This is a genomic window from Oceanobacillus sp. FSL W7-1281 (assembly GCF_037969835.1).
In the GTDB taxonomy this organism is placed as follows: Bacteria; Bacillota; Bacilli; order Bacillales; family Amphibacillaceae; genus Oceanobacillus; species Oceanobacillus oncorhynchi.
On sequence record NZ_CP150214.1, the window covers coordinates 1070923 to 1089681 of the forward strand.

The 18759-nt window shown below is 38.9% G+C and carries 18 protein-coding genes; 12 read left to right on the forward strand and 6 right to left on the reverse strand.

Annotated features, from left to right (window positions below):
• Nucleotides 1–26: 26 nt before the first annotated feature.
• The gene (locus MKX55_RS05305) at nucleotides 27–1004 is read right to left on the reverse strand and encodes a rhodanese-related sulfurtransferase (RefSeq protein WP_339236634.1); all 978 of its coding nucleotides are present in this window, start codon (nucleotides 1002–1004) and stop codon (nucleotides 27–29) included.
• Between the two features lie 224 nt (nucleotides 1005–1228).
• Between MKX55_RS05305 and MKX55_RS05310 the strand changes: the two genes are divergently transcribed.
• The 4 genes from MKX55_RS05310 to MKX55_RS05325 all read left to right on the forward strand — a co-directional run bounded on the left by MKX55_RS05310 (nucleotide 1229) and on the right by MKX55_RS05325 (nucleotide 3244).
• Complete coding sequence (locus tag MKX55_RS05310; protein ID WP_042532316.1) at nucleotides 1229–1438, forward strand: hypothetical protein; 210 nt, start codon at nucleotides 1229–1231, stop codon at nucleotides 1436–1438.
• Between the two features lie 199 nt (nucleotides 1439–1637).
• A complete protein-coding gene (locus MKX55_RS05315; protein WP_042532318.1) occupies nucleotides 1638–2171 on the forward strand; it encodes a spore coat protein in 534 nt (177 codons plus the stop codon).
• A 34-nt stretch (nucleotides 2172–2205) separates the two neighbouring features.
• The gene (locus MKX55_RS05320; protein ID WP_084612924.1) at nucleotides 2206–2637 is read left to right on the forward strand and encodes a spore coat protein; all 432 of its coding nucleotides are present in this window, start codon (nucleotides 2206–2208) and stop codon (nucleotides 2635–2637) included.
• Between the two features lie 406 nt (nucleotides 2638–3043).
• Nucleotides 3044–3244, forward strand: a complete 201-nt coding sequence (locus MKX55_RS05325; protein WP_198048619.1) for a cold-shock protein — start codon at nucleotides 3044–3046, stop codon at nucleotides 3242–3244.
• 92 nt (nucleotides 3245–3336) lie between these two features.
• Here the strand turns inward: MKX55_RS05325 and MKX55_RS05330 are convergent, their stop codons facing one another.
• Nucleotides 3337–4233 (reverse strand): NAD(P)-dependent oxidoreductase, encoded by an 897-nt coding sequence (locus tag MKX55_RS05330; protein WP_339182989.1) that lies wholly within the window; start codon nucleotides 4231–4233, stop codon nucleotides 3337–3339.
• A 220-nt stretch (nucleotides 4234–4453) separates the two neighbouring features.
• Between MKX55_RS05330 and MKX55_RS05335 the strand changes: the two genes are divergently transcribed.
• Nucleotides 4454–5074, forward strand: coding sequence for a TraR/DksA C4-type zinc finger protein (locus MKX55_RS05335; protein ID WP_339236638.1), 621 nt, complete (start codon nucleotides 4454–4456; stop codon nucleotides 5072–5074).
• An 88-nt stretch (nucleotides 5075–5162) separates the two neighbouring features.
• Here the strand turns inward: MKX55_RS05335 and MKX55_RS05340 are convergent, their stop codons facing one another.
• Together MKX55_RS05340 and MKX55_RS05345 are read right to left on the reverse strand one after the other, a co-directional pair.
• A complete protein-coding gene (locus tag MKX55_RS05340) occupies nucleotides 5163–6092 on the reverse strand; it encodes a zinc ribbon domain-containing protein (protein ID WP_339236641.1) in 930 nt (309 codons plus the stop codon).
• 248 nt (nucleotides 6093–6340) lie between these two features.
• On the reverse strand, nucleotides 6341–7708 hold the full coding sequence (locus MKX55_RS05345; RefSeq protein ID WP_339182992.1) for a trypsin-like peptidase domain-containing protein: 1368 nt from the start codon (nucleotides 7706–7708) through the stop codon (nucleotides 6341–6343).
• Nucleotides 7709–8060: 352 nt separating this feature from the next.
• Between MKX55_RS05345 and MKX55_RS05350 the strand changes: the two genes are divergently transcribed.
• From MKX55_RS05350 to typA, 3 genes are all read left to right on the forward strand, one after another.
• Entirely contained in the window at nucleotides 8061–8750 is a 690-nt protein-coding gene (locus MKX55_RS05350) for a response regulator transcription factor (protein WP_339182994.1), read from the forward strand.
• 2 nt (nucleotides 8751–8752) lie between these two features.
• A complete protein-coding gene (locus tag MKX55_RS05355) occupies nucleotides 8753–10123 on the forward strand; it encodes a HAMP domain-containing sensor histidine kinase (RefSeq protein WP_339236644.1) in 1371 nt (456 codons plus the stop codon).
• A 311-nt stretch (nucleotides 10124–10434) separates the two neighbouring features.
• Nucleotides 10435–12258 carry a translational GTPase TypA gene (typA, locus tag MKX55_RS05360; protein ID WP_339183001.1) on the forward strand — a complete coding sequence of 608 codons (1824 nt, stop codon included), beginning with the start codon at nucleotides 10435–10437 and terminating at the stop codon, nucleotides 12256–12258.
• Between the two features lie 193 nt (nucleotides 12259–12451).
• On the opposite strand, the gene MKX55_RS05365 is transcribed toward typA, so the two are convergent.
• Nucleotides 12452–13186 (reverse strand): hypothetical protein, encoded by a 735-nt coding sequence (locus MKX55_RS05365; protein WP_339183002.1) that lies wholly within the window; start codon nucleotides 13184–13186, stop codon nucleotides 12452–12454.
• Between the two features lie 62 nt (nucleotides 13187–13248).
• Here MKX55_RS05365 and MKX55_RS05370 point away from each other — a divergent pair, with 62 nt between their 5' ends.
• Nucleotides 13249–13461, forward strand: a complete 213-nt coding sequence (locus tag MKX55_RS05370; RefSeq protein WP_339183004.1) for a hypothetical protein — start codon at nucleotides 13249–13251, stop codon at nucleotides 13459–13461.
• A 656-nt stretch (nucleotides 13462–14117) separates the two neighbouring features.
• The gene (locus tag MKX55_RS05375; protein ID WP_339236646.1) at nucleotides 14118–15413 is read left to right on the forward strand and encodes an aminotransferase class V-fold PLP-dependent enzyme; all 1296 of its coding nucleotides are present in this window, start codon (nucleotides 14118–14120) and stop codon (nucleotides 15411–15413) included.
• A gap of 268 nt (nucleotides 15414–15681) precedes the next feature.
• Here the strand turns inward: MKX55_RS05375 and MKX55_RS05380 are convergent, their stop codons facing one another.
• The gene (locus MKX55_RS05380; RefSeq protein WP_339236649.1) at nucleotides 15682–16638 is read right to left on the reverse strand and encodes a LysR family transcriptional regulator; all 957 of its coding nucleotides are present in this window, start codon (nucleotides 16636–16638) and stop codon (nucleotides 15682–15684) included.
• Between the two features lie 160 nt (nucleotides 16639–16798).
• Between MKX55_RS05380 and MKX55_RS05385 the strand changes: the two genes are divergently transcribed.
• Together MKX55_RS05385 and MKX55_RS05390 are read left to right on the forward strand one after the other, a co-directional pair.
• Nucleotides 16799–18025, forward strand: coding sequence for a pyridoxal phosphate-dependent aminotransferase (locus MKX55_RS05385; RefSeq protein ID WP_339236652.1), 1227 nt, complete (start codon nucleotides 16799–16801; stop codon nucleotides 18023–18025).
• Nucleotides 18009–18446, forward strand: coding sequence for a RidA family protein (locus tag MKX55_RS05390; RefSeq protein ID WP_339236655.1), 438 nt, complete (start codon nucleotides 18009–18011; stop codon nucleotides 18444–18446). The genes MKX55_RS05385 and MKX55_RS05390 overlap by 17 nt, the downstream gene beginning before the upstream one ends.
• The last annotated feature ends 313 nt before the right edge of the window (nucleotides 18447–18759 follow it).

Consider the following 18759-nt stretch of genomic DNA (forward strand, 5'->3'; position numbering starts at 1 on the left):
CAGCCTCTGTTTTCGTATCTATATGATTAAACCGTTGTTGTTTCTGGAAGTGTTTCCCCAATAGCTGCTAAGCGGGCTTTCACTTCTTCTGTGGATAAATCATGTTCTTTCACATAAAGATTACGTTGCGTCACACGGCATTCATGCGTGCATCCGCGTAAATATTTATGTTCATTCTCCTCAGAAGCAAGCATTTGCCGGTTACATTCTGGGTTTGCGCAGTTTACATAACGCTCACAAGGCTCTCCGTCAAAGTAATCCTTGCCAATGATGACATGTTCTTTTTGATTAACAGGAACGCTGATACGCTCGTCAAATACATACAGCTGTCCATCCCATAACTCGCCTTGAACTTCCGGATCCTTTCCGTAAGTAACAATGCCGCCATGTAATTGACCTACATCATCAAAGCCTTCATCCTTCAGCCAGCCGCTGAATTTCTCACAGCGAATACCGCCTGTGCAGTACGTTACGATTTTTTTATCTTCAAGCATTTCTTTGTTTTCTTGTACCCACTCCGGCAGTTCACGGAATGTCTTGATATCTGGACGGATTGCGCCGCGGAAATGTCCCAAATCATATTCATAATCATTGCGGGCATCCAATACGATGGTATCTTCGTCCTGTAATGCTTCATAGAATTCTTTTGGTTCCAAATATTTTCCGGTTGTTTCTAACGGGTTAATATCATCTTCTAAACGCAGTGTAACTAATTCGTTTCTGGGACGGACATGCATTTTTTTGAAAGCATGCTTATCATGAGCATCTACTTTGAATGTCATATCTTCAAAGCGAGAATCTGCATGCATATGCTCCATATAGGCATTTGTCTGTTCCACTGTCCCTGAAACAGTTCCGTTAATGCCTTCTTCAGCTACTAAAATACGTCCTTTTAGCCCAAGCTCGTTGCAATATTTAAGATGCTCAGCCGCAAATGCTTCCGGATCCTCAATATGCACATAATTGTAATAAAGTAAAACGCGATATTCTTGATTTGTTTCCATTTGGTTTACCACCTGTTCATTTATATTTGCAAGATACAAATGAGTCTGGTTTCGTTTATTCATTTTTCGTCTTGCAATTCTTTATTTTAGCATGTTTTATTGCCTGATTCCAGTCCATAAGACAAACGCGCCCCTCATTATTTATCCCGCTTTAGACGTGAGCATAGTCAATCTGAACTTTTTCTCCATAAGATGGAGTATCTATGAAGGAAGGAGATGAAATAATGAGCGAATCATCTAAAGACCCAATGATGTCCAATAAAGTGGTTGAGGTAATGGTAGACAGTATTTTCCGTAAGAACGGGATTAAACCAGAAGAAGTGAAAAATAACCTTTCTGAAAAACAGCGTGAAATGTTAAAAGAAATGGTGACGGATTTAAAAGCACAGGTAGAGGAGTTTCAAGAAAAGAAGAATGAGTCTAAAGCAGAATAGTTTCTATCTAAAATGTGAAGGAAATGTATGATTTCTTCACATTTTTTGTGCTGCTTTCCAAAAACAGCAGCATTGCATATTCCCTAAAAATTGGACTAGGTGATTTTGTTATTTTCCGTGTTCTTTGTGCTGGTGTACAGGAAGTATAGTTATCAATACCATAAATTAATTTAGAACTTTAAGAAAGGAGTGTTAATCGATGTCTGTCTACAGAAGTAAAACAGAAGGGACCAACCGTTTCCACGATGACTTATATGGAAACGATTATGCATGTCAACCTGAAGAAAATGCCTGTGACACAAAAGATAATCAATACGCACCGGCTTATTATGATAATTCCTTCAGCCCGAATTTTGGCGAGGCAAGTGTTGTTCAAACAGCAGATGAATTTTCGTATATGGAGCAAGAATCTGCAGAGGTTATCTGGGTTAAAGAATCCTGTAATATCAATGTGAATTCAACAGATACGCAAATCGGCGCATCCTTACAAGCAGCACTGCAATTAGCTATTTCCATTGTTATCCGTTTATCCATTGCTGATTCTGGAGATGAGGAAGCGGTAGAACAAGAATTAATGCAAACAATCAGTGCCAGCCAGGTAAATAAACAAAAAATCTTTATCTATAATACAAAAGATGCAACTGTGACAACAACCGACACAGATATTTCTGTAAATATTCAGCTGCTTTTACAAATCCTCATTGCTTTGGTAATCATGATTGATATTCTGTAATCCAAATTTGGTATAGAAAGGAGTGTAGACGAACATGATGCACAAAAAAGAGTGGAGAGCCCTAGATTATTGTGATGACGAACGAAACAATCAGGCAGAAGTAGAGGAAGCAGCCAAACAAAAGAATATAACGAAGCAATCCTCTGAGGAATGGATTATCATTAAAGACTCTGAGGGAGTTACGGTAACAACGACAGATACGCAAGCAGCAATCAGTTTACAGGTAGGGATTGAAGTAGCTATTGCTGTGGTGCTCAGCATTACATTGGCTGATTCAGACAAGGCAAAGGCTGTTTTCCAGGATTTAGAACAAGTGATGAAAACGAAACAAAGCAACCGTCAAAAAACCATTGTTGAAAAATCGAAAAATGTAAATATCACCACTACCGATATTGATATTGCCATTAATATTCAGTTATTGATTCAGCTGCTGCTGGCAATTGTAGTAAGTCTGGATATTTTATAAGAACATTAATTGCAAAAAATAACGGTACGTTTTTTACCGGAGCTCCCTTTATAAAACTGTTAAAGGGAGCTCTATTCATTTAAAAATAGATATACAATCTGCTGTATTTTATACTTTTCATAGGAGAAAACTATGCATAATTCCTATTTTTAGTAATTTTAAAAATTAATGGATTTTATAGTGTGGAACGCTGTTGTCATATGAAAACGCTTCTTCCATTGAAAAACATCGAATTTTGTCTAATAAACGTCATCGATATTCACTTGCATTTTTTTATGAAAGGGGTTAAAATAATACTTGCAAAAGGTAATTGGAGTTACAAGAATACTTTACGATCTCTTTTCCAAGACGGTGTAAAAGTATTTAAGTTTCAATGACTTTGCATATCTTGTATAAGGAGGTCATGATAATGACTGGTAAAGTAAAATGGTTTAATGCAGAAAAAGGTTTTGGTTTCATCGAGCGTGAAGATGGAGATGACGTATTTGTACACTTCTCTGCAATTCAAGCTGAAGGATTCAAAACTCTTGAAGAAGGTCAAGATGTTGAATTCGAAATCGTAGAAGGCAACCGTGGCCCACAAGCTGCAAACGTTGTTCGTCTTTAATTCGAATGATATAAAACACTGGATAAGCCAGCTAAAAAACCCCGAATGTTTTCTAGAAACATTCGGGGTTTTTTCTGGTGAAAAAGGTTTTACTATAGTGTCATTTCCGCCTCATATGCAAGCAATTTAATCAATGCTTGGGTGCCGCTGTCAGCTTCGCCCATGTCAGCTAATTCTTTATAAAGCTTTAATGCCAATTCCAGTCCAGGTGCCGGCATCCCCATGTTATGAGCTGATTCTAAAGCTATTTCCATATCCTTGATAAAATGCTTTACATAAAAACCGGGCTCATAATCCCGCTCAAGCATTCTTTTACCTAAATTGGATAAGGAAAAGCTGGCCGCTGCTCCGGTAGAAATGGTCGCGAGCACTTCCTCGGCATCCAGCCCTGCTTTTTTTGCATAGATAATGGATTCGCTGACACCAATCATATTGGTTGCAATCGCAATTTGATTTGCCATTTTCGTATGCTGCCCGGCACCTGCAGGGCCAAGTAAGGTAATTCTTTCTCCCAGGACACGAAAGATGGGCGCAATTTCATCATACGCTTCTTTATCTCCGCCGGTCATAATAGCCAATGTACCATTCTTTGCGCCGATATCCCCTCCGGACACAGGTGCATCTAAAGCGGTCAATCCTGCTTTTTTTGCTTCTTCATAAATTTCAATTGCTAAGCTTGGCTTAGATGTCGTCATATCAATGACATAAGCCCCTTTTTTTGCATGGTTTAAAATACCTTCTTCTCCAAAATACACTTTTTCCACGTCTTCCGGATAACCAACCATTGTAATAATGACATCACTTGCTTTTGCCAAGCTGGCTTGTGTATCATGCCAGGCAGCTCCAAGCTCCAGTAACTCTTCTGCCTTTGATTTTGTTCTTGTGTAAACATTAAGCTTGTAGCCTGCTTCCATTAGATTTTTTACCATGCTTTTCCCCATTACACCTAAACCAATAAAACCGATAGTAGCCGTTGATGCCGTTATCATTGTCTCTCTCCTTTGTATAAATGTTGTAACTAAATCTTGTCATGAAAATTCGAAAAACGCAAATAATTATTAAGAAAAAACAGCAGAATTTCCAATAAATCCTTTTCACTCATTGAAATATACTTGGCAACGATTGCCTTGCATCGAATTTTCCCATTTACATATAGTATAAAACGAAACTTCATTCCTAAATAAATATAGATAGAAGGGGAGGATAACGATGAGAGTAGATACGGTTCGGCTAAAACAGCGGCTGCTTGCGAGACAAGAGGAGTTAATTGAAAGAATAAATCAAAAAACAGAAATGAAATATGAATTTAGCCAAGAGGTGTTAGGTGAATTATCCAATTATGATAATCATCCTGCTGATACAGGAACAGAGCTTTTTGAAAGAGAAAAAGACAGCGCTCTGCAGCGCCATGCAGAATCGGAATTAGAGGAGATAAATAATTCCATTCACGCGATGGAAGAAGGAACGTATGGAATTTGCAAGGTGTGCGGCGAAAATATTGAGCCAGAGCGTTTGGAGGCATTACCGACTGCAGATTGCTGCGCCGAACATGAAAAACAGCGGACCTTTCATGGAGAGACACAGCCAAAAGAAGTATTTAAAGTAAGAGAAGATGGCGGGGAAAACAGCTGGGAGGATGTTCAGCAGTACGGAACCTCCAGCTATACTCCAGATTATCATGACGGTGCAGGGGTGCCGGAAGACGGGGAAGAAAGCTCTGATGATATAGAGGTGGAAGACTTTTTGGCAGCAGATATGGAAGGAAAGTATACAGGCGTGATGCCTAATCATGAGGCGTATGAGGATGAATTGGATAGCGAAGAAGAGTAATTCACAAAATAAAATCCGGACGTGACCTTGCTTCTGAAAGTCAATTTGTCCGGATTTTTGAGACTGCATGTTTACATCTGGATATTTATTAAAATACACCCATATACTCAATGGATTCCAATATGCTTACTAAGATATCTAAAATAAAAAAGTGCTGCAGTATTGTAATGATAGCGATGGTAATTGCTAATGATATGACGGTGAAATAAAAGCTTTGCTTGTTTTTTTCTTGGATAAGCGCATATAACATATGAATAACTGGATTAATGTAAATTACAAAAGTAAACAGAACAGTAACAATGAACATTCCAAAAGCCAGCCCCCATGGAAAATTCCCGGATGGTCCGCCTTCCAGTTGAAGCATCCACAAACCAAGTTCCATAACATTGATTTTAGCAATTCCAAGCAGGGATAATAGAGCTATTACAACAAAAAATCCAGTGAATGGTACAAGTGTTCCAGTAAAACGGGTGAATTGTTTTGTAAAAGACATGGGATGCTTTGCCAATTTAAACGTAATAAAATTTGCAATTAGTCCAGTAAAGAAAAGAATAATAAAAATAAGCATCCCTTTCAAAATAGTAGAAAAAATAGGCAGATAATTACTTAAGGAATCGTCACTAAAAGATGCTGCAGCCATCGCGTCATTGAATAAAGAGTTAATTAATCCATAACAGAATAAAGTGGCAGCCAGCGTCAGGATAATTGCTGTAACAATCGAATTAATCAAGTGCTGTTCATTATCCCTAAAAGCGACATTCGGATTTTTAATCCGGGTAATAAAATAATTCCAATATTGATTTGAACCTGTTTTCACTTTCTCAAACGTTGCATTGAATTGCTGTGACGTTTCTGCAGTGGATGCATTTTCCTGTTGCGATGTCTCTGTATGTACCTCTGGATTATATTCTTTTGATGAATCCTCTGCTGCTGCATTTTCCTGTGGATGCAGCGGTGAACCACATTTGGTACAAAACTTTCCTTCCTCCGTTTCCTGATTACATGCTGGGCAAATCAAAAAATCACTTCCTTTTCCAATAATTCAGCAGGATAAATCCTGCTTTGAAAGTTAATTATATACGATTTTTCCGGGAATCGGTAGGGGAAAATAGGTTTATCCTCCTAATATTTCCTTATGTATATAGAAAAAGCAGGCTGCTGAAATTCAACAGTCTGCTTTTTCTATTGCCGTAGATAGCTTGGTAATTCTTATACTCGCATTCAGTGAGAGCACTCCTCGTTGAAGAAAGTGTTCCTTTATGCTGTTTATTGATTTGCTTCCGGTTGGTTTGCTTTTAATTCATCCATTTTTAATGTAATGGAATGCAGTTCTCCATCACGTGCAAATTCGATTTCTACATGTTCTCCAGCCTGCCCTTGATCAAAAAGCTCTTTGCGAAGCTCGATAATGGAAGTGACCGGATTCCCATTTATTTTTGTAATGACATCAAATTGTTGCAGGTTCGCATTGTCTGCTGGTGAACCAGATTGGACATTTGCAATAACCATGCCGCCATCTACATCTTCAGGAAGCTCGATTTCTTGCTGGTATTGAGGCGGAACCTGGCTTAATGGCGCTGTAGAAATACCGATTAATGGACGGGAAACTTCGCCGTCTGTTTCCAGTTTTTCAACAACTGGAAGTGCTTCGTCAATAGGAATGGCAAATCCGATGCCTTCTACTTGGCTTTGAGCAATTTTCATGGAGTTGATGCCAATCACATCACCGTCTGCGTTAACTAATGCGCCGCCGCTGTTACCAGGATTGATCGCTGCATCTGTTTGCAGTACTTCTGTTACCCAATCCGGAGCGCCGTCTCCGTTTGTATCTACTTCCACATTACGATTTAATCCGCTGATGATACCTCTTGTTACACTGTTATTAAAGTCCATCCCGAGCGGGTTACCAATTGCCATAACCGTTTCTCCTACTTCGATATCTTCACTCGATCCTAAATTTGCAACTGTATCAACATGCTCTCCATCAATTTCAAGCACAGCTAAGTCTGTTAATGCATCTGTTCCAAGTACTGTTGCATCTACCTGGTGTTCTTCATCCAAAGCTACTTGAAGCTGTTCTGCGCCTTCTACAACATGATTATTTGTGATAACATACGCTTTTCCATCCTCTTTTTTATAGATGATTCCTGAACCAGTACCAGCTTCTTGGCTGTCCTCCCATAAATTTTGCTGCTGCATATTAATAACGCCGACAACAGCTTGGGAAACTTCCGAAATATCAGCAGAAACATCTGCATCATCAGAAGCTATGGTAGGAATAATAGACTCTGAAGAGGCGTTGGATGATGCAGTTTCTCCTCCAGAGGAATCCATTATGCCCTCAGAAGCCGGCAGCAATTGATTTCCTAAGAGCAGGACAACAAGTACGGAGGAGATAACCCCTCCAATTGCTCCGCTAAAAAAACCGCTGAACCAGCCTTTCGATTTTTTTTGCTTTGGCGGCTTTGTTTCTGATGAAGCGACATATGTTTGCTGCTGTTCATCGGTTGTTCTATTTTGCTCTGATCTATTATTATCAATTGTCGATGCTTCATCAGCCAAAGGCTCATTATTCTTTTCAAGGTCACCCGATACATTTTCATTACTTTCATTTTCATAATCGTTGTTACTCATTGTAAAGCACCTCCAAGTTATTTGATTTAATTTTATTATAGTGCCGACCATGGGAAATCCTTTGGTATAATTGTGTAAAAACTGTGTAATCTTAAATCCCGTTTGTCAGAAGCAGGGTGTTCATGTGAAAATAAATAGTATAGAATGGAAAATTGTAAAATAAGGGATTTATTCAACCTTCCTATATTAGAATTACCCGCTTGATTTTTTATAATAAACATGAAAATTCAAGGAAAATATCGATAGCGCTAGAGAGCTTGACGGTATTATTAGAACTCACTGGAGCAGTGTCTTTTTATATCTCTAGATGATAAACTACAATTGAGTGCAGGGTGAAAGAGGTGGAAAATACATGTCATATCATATTGGTTTAGTAGAAGATGATAAAAACATACAAGATATTGTCGTTGCATACTTGAAAAAAGAGGGGTACCAAATAACCGTACTGGATAATGCGGAGGACGGCTGGACATTATGGGAAAATAATCCGCCGGATATGTGGGTATTAGATATTATGCTCCCGGGGATGGACGGTTATGAATTTTGCAGGAAAATTCGTAATGAAAGTGATGTCCCCATTATTATTATTTCAGCGAAAGATGAGGAAATCGATAAAATTCTAGGCCTGGAGCTGGGCAGCGATGATTACTTAACAAAGCCATTCAGCCCGAGGGAGCTGATTGCCCGTATGAAAAGGCTGTTCAAACGGGTGCAGCCAAAGTCTCTGGATTATAAAGAAGCGGATGATCGGGTGAAAGTAGATCAGCTCCTTGTATATAAAAATGAGCGCAGAGTATTCTTTGAAGGAATCGAATATGAAACAACTGCAAAAGAATATGATATGCTGCTCCTCTTAGCAGAGAATCCCAACCGTGCTTTTTCCCGTGAAGAATTGCTGGTAAAGGTATGGGGCGATGATTATTTCGGAAGTGACCGTGCGGTAGATGATTTAATGAAACGGATTCGCAAAAAAATGGAGCATATTCCGCTCGAGACAGTGTGGGGATTCGGCTATCGCTTGAGAAAAGATGAGGAAGCATAACGATGAAATTACAATCGCAACTAAATGCTGCTTTTACAGCACTGCTGCTTGTTATTATGACCACTGCGGGCTTGGTTATTTACTCGCTGGTTTTGGACGTGCTCATCCAGGATGAACAGCGTCAGCTTGCAGAAACAGGAGAATTACTTATCAGTTTTCTATCGGAACAGTATGATGATGCAAGCGAGTATCGGAATATTGATGACTTTCTAAAGGATCAGGAATTACAGCTTTTCTTATATGACCGGAATTTAGATACGGTGTTATTTTCGACCATGTCTATTGGGGTTGTAAATGAGTTTTTTGATGAAAATAATTTTGAAGATAATGATGAAACGTTATGGCAGCATGGAAATGACCGCTTTGTAACGCAGCGAATCATTTTCTCTCCGGAGCAGTCTGGAATGGAATTGATTTTATTAACACCTATCAATGACTTGCGAGCTGTACAGCAAAACTTTTTCTTCCGCTTAGCATGGGTATTTTTAATTGGAGCCCTGGCGGCAGTTATTTTAAGCTATTATATGACCAATAAATTGGTAACACCATTATCGTTGCTGAAGAAAGAATTGAAAAAGGTGGAAAACCGCCAATTTGATCAAATGAAGCGAATCCGGGCCAGCGGAGAGATAAAAGAAGTGGAGCAGAGTGTTTACGAGATGTCACAGACATTGGAGCAATACATGAAATCGCAGCAAACCTTCTTTCAAAATGCAAGCCATGAGCTGAAAACGCCATTGATGACAATCCAGGGCTACGCAGAAGGCATCCGCGACGGTATTTTTGATGAAAAAGATACCGAAAAAGGGCTGGATGTTATGGTGACAGAAGTAAACAGGCTCAAGAAAATTATCAATGAAATGATTTTACTTGCCAAATTAGACTCACAGCCGGATGTATATGAGGAAACAGAAATCGATGTGCAGGCTTTTGTGGATGGCATTGTCAGTAAAGCATTGCCAATCGTCAATGAAAATAAACTGGACCTTCATCAGAAGGTGGACGGATCCATAACGATACATGCAGATGAAGAAAAGCTCCTGCGAGCTGTTTCCAATGTGGTATTTAATGCAATCAGGTATGCCAATAAAGAGATATCTATCCATGTATATAAGAAAAAGAACATGATTTTCTTTGATATAGAGGATGACGGAAAAGGAATTACCGAGGAAGATATGGATAAAATATTCCACCGGTTTATCAAAGGAAAAGGCGGAGAAACGGGACTGGGACTGGCGATTGCACGTGCAATTATTGAACAGTCAAACGGGAAGATATATGCCGGGCAGTCGAAAAAATTAGGCGGAGCGAAATTTACCATGTGCCTGCCTGTTTCCAATAAGCCAAAAGGGAATAAAAAATTAAAATCTTAGTGAATGACAAAAAGACTTCTTTCTTTGCCTGGTTGGGCGGGGAAGAGGTCTTTTTTCTCTGAGTTTTTACTGAAAAGAAACATGATAAAAGAAACAATTGCTGCAGTAGCTTCTGGAATCAGTATGTCTATCCACATAAAAACCCATCCTTTATGATTTGTTGCTAAAAGTATAACATAGAATATCTTGCTGTAATAATTCGTAAGAGATAAACACATCCTAAAGGAAAGAAAAACAATTTTACAAATTTCCTCATTATATGATATAATAAATTGGTTTTACATTCGATATGTTAGAGGAGCGTACTATTTATGCAATTAAGAAATGATATTCGTAATATCGCAATTATTGCACACGTTGACCACGGGAAAACAACGTTAGTGGATCAGCTATTAAGATATTCTGGGACTTTTCGGGAAAACGAGCACGTAGATGAACGTGCGATGGACTCTGGAGATATAGAACGTGAACGCGGGATTACAATCTTAGCGAAAAATACAGCTGTAAAATATAAAGATTCGACAATTAATATTCTTGATACACCAGGTCACGCCGACTTTGGCGGTGAAGTGGAACGTATTATGAAAATGGTTGATGGTGTTGCCTTAGTCGTGGACGCCTACGAAGGAACCATGCCGCAAACACGTTTCGTATTAAAGAAAGCTTTAGAACAAAAACTGACACCAATTGTGGTATTAAATAAAGTTGACCGTCCAAATGCCAGACCGGCAGAGGTCGTTGACGAAGTATTAGATTTATTTATTGAATTAGGAGCGGACGATAACCAATTAGAATTCCCTGTTGTTTATGCATCTGCGTTAAATGGAACCTCCGGATTAGAGCCGGAAGATCAGCAGGAAACAATGGATCCAGTCTTTAATACCATTATGGAGCATATTCCGGCTCCAGCCGATACAAGAGAAGATCCGTTACAGTTTCAAGTAACTTTACTGGATTATAATGATTATGTCGGCCGAATCGGAGTTGGACGTGTGGTCCGCGGTTCTATCAAGGTAGGACAGCAGGTTGTTGTATTAAAAGAAGATGGATCACAAAAATCCTTCCGTGTTTCCAAATTATTTGGTTTCATTGGTTTAAAACGGGTTGAAATTCAAGAAGCTGTTTCTGGTGACATCGTAGCTCTGGCTGGAATGGAAGACTTGAATGTCGGTGAAACGGTATGTCCGGCTGAGCATCCTGATCCGCTTCCATGGCTGCGTATTGACGAACCGACCCTGCAGATGACATTTGTTGTAAACAACAGTCCATTTGCCGGAAAAGAAGGGAAGTATATTACGTCCCGCCGTATTGAAGAGCGTTTATTAAAAGAATTAGAAACCGATGTAAGCTTACGTGTGGAGCCGACCAGTTCACCAGATGCCTGGACTGTTTCCGGACGCGGAGAGCTGCATTTGTCTATTCTTATTGAGAACATGCGCCGTGAAGGCTATGAGCTTCAATTGTCTAAGCCGGAAGTAATCATCAAAGATATTGACGGTGTAAAATGTGAACCGATGGAGCGTGTCCAAGTAGACGTTCCGGAAGAACACACAGGAGCAATTATGGAATCTTTAGGAGAACGTAAAGGCGAAATGCTTGATATGGCTAACCAAGGAAACGGACAGGTTCGTATTGAGTTTAAAGTGCCATCCCGCGGTCTTTTAGGATATACCACAGAATTTATGTCGCAAACACGCGGTTATGGTATTATTAACCATACCTTTGAGGCATATGAGCCTGTTATTAAAGGACAGGTCGGCGGCCGCCGTGAAGGTGTGCTAGTTGCACTGGAAAAAGGGAAAGCATCTACCTATGGAATCATGAACTTGGAGGATCGCGGAGTTATCTTTATTACTCCCGGAACGGAAGTTTATGAAGGGATGATTGTCGGAGAGCATAATCGTGAGAATGACTTAACGGTTAATATCACAAAAGAAAAGCACTTAACTAACGTGCGTTCAGCTACAAAAGACCAGACATCCACTATCCGTAAGACAAGAGATATGTCTCTGGAGGAAGCCCTGCAATATTTAAGTGAGGATGAGTATTGTGAAGTAACACCAGAAACAATCCGTCTTCGTAAGAAAATCTTAAATAAAAACGAACGTGAAAAAGCAGCGAAAAAAAGTAAGTAATGAAGTGGAAGCATAAGCTGACAGAAAAGCCGGTTCGATTTTTACTAGAAATAGTAAGAATTGAACCGGCTTTTTTTGTAATTTTTGTTGAGAAGATATAAGTAAAAATGAACCACTGAATAATAAATTGTGTAACAGTTTTTTAAACTTCTATTCTAATTAAAAAAGATACCACACCTTTTTTAAAGATTAACTAATATCCAATGCGATGATCAGTTAGCCAAAATTTACGAGGATAAACATATCTTGTTTGTTGCACTTTTCCAAATTTCACGTATTGCTGCCTAACGGTATACTTTTTATAAGCTGGTCTTGTCTGTAAAAATCCCTGTTTTCCTGATTTAATTGTTCCTGAATAAGTTACAGATTTTGTAGAGCTTTTACTGATGTTAAAACCTACTGCGGTATTTACAGCGCTTTTACTAGCTGAAAGCGTTCCTGTATATGAATTTGTTCTTGTTTCAGTTACCGTCTTGCTTAGGGAGCCGGGGCCCCATCCTGACGCTATTGACTTCCAAGCTCCATATACAGTAGTAGGACCAGCAGTTACTTTGAGTTTCCATTTCCCGTTTGCACAAGCCACGCATTGCGGACCTACGCCTTGATCCCGCTCATCAGGAATTACGACAGTTCCGTCATCTTCAACCGTGTAGTTCCCAGTTTGCATTTGATACTCGATATAGTCATCTTCATCTAATTCTACTGCTTCTTCCTGCGTGAGGTCTGTTAAATCCTCTTCAGTTGGTTCATATACTTCCTCTTCTATAGCCTCGTCTTGGTGAGATGGAGAAAAATCAGTAAATTCTTCAGGTGTTTCGAAATCAAGAATTTCTTCCGCATTTTGGGCATAAGCTTTGGAAAGCCCAAAAGTTGCGCTAACTAAAAGCAATAAACCTATTATTGACATTAATACGGAAATTTTCCTCATGCTATATAGACCTCCTAAATTTAAAATGGTATGATTATTAAAAATAGAAAGGTGTGGTTTTAATGAGTAAATCCATTAGTTCTATTGCAATAGGCTTAATATTAATTTTTGTTATTCAAATGGTGTCTTTAGTTGGAATGATGTTTGGTGTTACTTTCTTCGTTGAGGGAGAAGAGGTTTCTAGTCCTCCAATAAGTTTTTCAATGTATTTAATCCCAATAGCTTTTATTTTATTCGGAATTATAAATTTCTTTATTAAAGTAAAAACTAATTAATGGAGAACTTCATGATGTTAGGAGTATTTAATAAATTTATCCTTATCTAATGATATAAATAAATTTCTGAAAAGTCAAACTTTTTTTGATGATTTTCTTATTTTTGGTTTGAAATAATTGAATGTAAATTTCAAATGTTTTTCTACTGATTTTTTCTTTTTCACGCATGATACTACTGGGAATACACATTCCAATAGTATCGTGTGTTTTATATTTTCTTTCTACATTTATTGTTAAGATTTTGCTCCTTGACTGACGTGCCATTTTCAAATCGATTTCCCAGCCTTTCCATTTTAACTCAAATACCTAAAGCGTTTTCACCAACTTTTTCAGCGATAATATTCAAACAATATCCATTATGGTACATTTCTTTAATAATATTGATCTCTCTTCATCCTTGTTTTTTTATAGGGTCAGTTTATTTTTATGCCAACTAAATAGTCAGTCAGCATAGAAGAAAATATATATGATTATAATTTATTTTGTATTGGAGTAAACGTATAAGAAGTACTACTATTATAATTATAGAAAAAATATGTAAATTAAAGAGAAACAGCTGATAGCATATTCTATAAGTTAAATTCTTCCTGATTTGTATCGAAAGATTTCATTTGGAGCAGGCTTGTATCATCACTAAAAATTATTGGAGGGATAAAATGGCAGGATTAACGAATGGCAGATTATTTAGCAATGAATTATTAGAAGAAATTAGAGACAGGTTCGCCTATATCGATATGGATCCATTAACACAGAAAAAACGGGTGTTTTTAGACAATGCCGGCGGTTCTTTTCGGTTAAAAAGTGCCAATCAGAAATTTGCTCAGTACGACTTGATGCCTGACCACCCTTTGCGCAATCATGACACAGCTAAATTTTTATTCGAAGTGGAGCAGCGAGGCATAGAAGATGCCAGAACGATATTTAATGCAAAGCAGGGAAGTATTGCCACTTACTTTACTGCGTCTCAAGCAATGTTTGCAGCAACTGGAGTTATTGCCGAAAATATAGAAGGAAGCAATATTGTGACAACGGAATTGGAGCATCCGTCCGCTTATGATGCTGCCAAGTTTTATGCAAATAAGCTGGGAAAAGAATTTCGTGTAGCTAAAACAAACCGGGTAACTGGAGGTGTGGATGTTGCGGAAATCACCAGACTGATTGATGAGAACACAAGCTTTTTAAGCATGATTTATGCTTCAAATATTTCAGGTGCGATTTTAGATATTGAAACGATTGTAAAGGAAGCCAGGAAAATCAAGCCGGATTTATACATTATCGTCGACGCTGTACAGCATGCTCCGCACGGTACCATTGATATCGAAAAAACGCCTGTAGATGCGATTAACTTTGCGCCATATAAATTTTTCGGCGTAAGAGGAAGCGGTTTTGCATATATTTCCCAAAGGGCAGCAGCGCTTCCGCATCAACGTTTAGCTGGAAAGGATGACAGTGATCTGCAGCTGGGAAGCTCCACACCGGGTCATTTTGCTTCTCTTAGTGAAATTGTCGATTATGTCTGCTGGATAGGGAGTAAATTTTCGGAGGAGCAGGATAGAAGAAGACTGTATGAGGAAGGAATGACACGGATCGCTTTACATGAAAGAGCATTGCTGGAAGCGATACTTCATGGGACAGATAAAGCAAAAGGGTTAAGAAATATCCCTGGTGTTACCGTCCATTTAGATGATGAAGATTTATCTAAGAGGGATCTGATTATCGGAATAACAATTGATCACTTAGATTATCAAGAGGCAGTACGGCAATATGAAGCGGAGCATATTGTGGTTTATGAGCGTGCTGCTTCCAGTATTTATTCTAAAAGAATGTTAGAGTCATTTGGTCTCAATGGTGTTGTAAGAGTATCTCCTTTACACTGCAATAGTGTGGAGGAAATAGAAGCATTCCTGCGTGTTACACAAAAAATAGCGGAAAGAGTTAAAACAGTAAATTAACAATTAAATTTGAGGATAAACGCTCATAAAAGGGAGTGTTTATCTCTTTATCACGGAGAACCGTCCGTAAAACTCCCGCCTCAAAATAAAGCGTAAAAATAAATTTATTTAGGCGGGAGATAACGGACGCTAACTTCCTGAATCACTCAACTAACATTCAGTGGGAGAAGAACAAAAACTCCCACTGAATGAAGTTTCGTTTTATGAAAAGCTGAAAGGAATGCTTCATACGTGTTTCGTAAAATCAACCATCGCAGCATGATAAAACTCACAGATGATCGATTTTTTTCTCCTTGATAAATGAAATAAAATCTGTGCCGACTTTCGGAAGCGGCTGTGTTTTTTTATAATACAGCATAATATTTTGACGGGCGTTGTCATCATCAATTTTGTAAAAGCATAATTTATTGGTTGCTTCTAAGTAATGCGTTACGCTGGCCCGAACAAAAGCAATTCCCTTTTCATTACTGGCAATGTAATAGGAGGTCAGCATCTGGTCAAGATACATGGATATAGTTGGTGTAAAGCCGGCATTTCTACACATTTTTAAACTTCGCTGGTGAAGGTCATTCCCTTTTTTTAATAGCAGGAAATCTTCATTCTGAAATTCTTTCAGGTTTATCTTAGGATACCGTTCACTTAAATAGTTTCCATTAGCTATATTTTGAAAGGTGATTTGATAGTTACGAAGCTTATTATTTATTTCATAGCTTGAAGGAACCGCCAGCAAAATATGTTCTTCCGCCCAGACAAAGGAATCAAACATTTTAGAAATGTCCTTTTTCTCCACATCGATCATCATATCAACAATCCCTGTGCGCAGACATTTTATCAGATCATCCGCATTGGCTTCCAGAAGATTTACCCTATAATCTGGATATTCTTCCTTAAATTCTTGAGCGATTTTCGGCAGGATATGTGTGCAAAAGAAGGACGCGCCTCCAACACTGATGGTACCTTGATTATCTTCTGCTAAGTGACTAAAATAGCTCCTCATTTCTTTTTCAATGTTCATAATAGCCTTGATGGATTCAATATAATATTCACCAGCCTTTGTTAATTGAATGGGATTGCTGCTTCTATCGAAAATAGGAAGACCTATCTCTTCTTCCACTTTTTTAATTGTTGCACTGAGCGCAGGCTGGGAAATATATAATTCGCCGGCAGCTTTCGAAAAGCTCTTATTTAAATATACTGCATATACATACTCCATATTTTTCAGCATTTCATTCCCCCTCAAATTATGTATAGAGAAATACCTATATTGTTATAAATTATTTCGTATTGGAGTTCGTATCTAAGATGGGATACTATTATAACTATAATGAATTTGCAGATATTTTGTAAAGGTATACTATTTTCAATCATAGAAAAGAGGGTTAATCATGGATTTGATAGAAGAAAAGTTTTTAAAGCTTGGTGCAGAATATGCTCCTGGTCAAGAAGGACGCCAGAAAACGAATGAAATGGATGTCCCTTTTGAGAAAATTCCCGGTAGGCCGGTGGACTTTTCACATGGGGATGTAGATGCATTTCAACCAATCCCGGGATCTTTAGATGCCTTTGTGGAAGGAGTTCATCTTGGAGGGAAGCAGGCCTACACAGAATACCGCGGGGGGATGGATATCCGGGAGAATCTAGCTAAAAAGCTTGCTGATTTTACGAACACAAGCATTGACCCGGATCAACATGTTATCCTGACGCCTGGAACCCAGGGAGCGCTATTTCTCGCAATGGGATCAACGGTGGCCAGAGGAGATAAGGTTGCTATTGTAGAACCGGACTATTTTGCCAATCGGAAGCTTGTTGAATTTTTTGATGGGGAAGTCGTTCCTGTCCAGATGGATTATTACAAAACAGACACATCAGCCAGTTTAGATTTAATGCAGCTGGAGCATGCTTTTCAATCAGGAGTGAAACTCTTTTTATTCTCAAATCCCAATAATCCGACGGGTGTTATTTATTCCCGGGATGAAATTCAGAAGATTGCCGGTTTAGCAGAACAATATGGAGCAACCGTGATTGTTGATCAGCTCTACTCGCGGCAAATTTTTGAAGGACGGACGTATACCCATTTATGTGCGGAGAAACGGATTGATCGAGAAAACGTCATTACGATCATGGGACCTTCCAAAACAGAATCACTTAGCGGATACAGGTTAGGGGTCGCTTTTGGTTCGGCAAGAATGATTAACCGAATGGAAAAACTGCAGGCTATCGTATCATTGCGTGCTGGCGGATATAATCAGGCCGTCTTGAAAACATGGTTTTCTGAACCGGCAGGCTGGATGGAAGACCGAATTAGAGCACATCAGGCAATCCGTGATGATCTGGTCGCCAAAATACGTGCAGCTAAGGGATTTCAGGTAAGAGCGACAGAAGCGGGCAGTTATTTATTCCCGAGAATTCCGGAACTGGGTATTTCAATCAATCAGTTTGTGAAAGCACTTCGTCTTCAGGCTGGTGTTACCGTAACACCAGGAACGGAATTCGGTCCACAATTTGGTGACAGCTTTCGGATAAATTTTTCACAGGATCATCAAGCGGCGGTAGAAGCAATGGAACGTGTTATCCAAGTAGTGGAGGCGTATCGTAATGCAGCTATCAAATGAAGGGAGTAATCCGATTCCACAGGGAAAATATCTTCCAGCATCCCGGTTTGGAAATATTATTTATACAGCCGGGATGACACCAAGAAAGAATGGTGTGCTGCTTCAGAGCGGGAAGGTTGTTGCAACAGAATCTGTATCGACCTATTATCCAGCAGTCAAACAAGCAGTTGCAAATGCCTTAACTGCTGCTGTGAACACACTTACGGAGGGGGAACAGCTCACGCAGATTTTATCACTCACCGTTTATGTGAATGCAGAGGAAGCATTTCAATCCCATTCAAGTCTGGCAAATGCTGCTTCCGAATATTTATACGAACAATTGGATGAGGCGGGGATAGGCAGCAGGGCAGCGATTGGTGTATCCTCGTTACCGGGAAATGCACCTGTTGAAATTCAATTGGTTGCTGGAGTGAGCTTATAAAGAATATACCGGAATTTTTAATTAGAGCAAGCTAAAAAATGAATGTAACTTGATGAAATCTCCTTTATCGAGTTACATTTAAAGTTATAAATGAAAACGCTTTAATTAATGGGATTAATTGAAATGATGACGGGTGGATGACATCGAAGCAGAAAAGGTTGAAAAACAAAACTAGACTTGCTTACACTTATTTCAGTTATTCACCTGCGCTTCTTCGGATTGTAAGCAAAGCTAACGATGAAATACTGCCAAAATCAGCCTTTTTTAAAATCTGAAAGTTTGTTTAAAGAAAATAAACAATGGGGGAGTTACC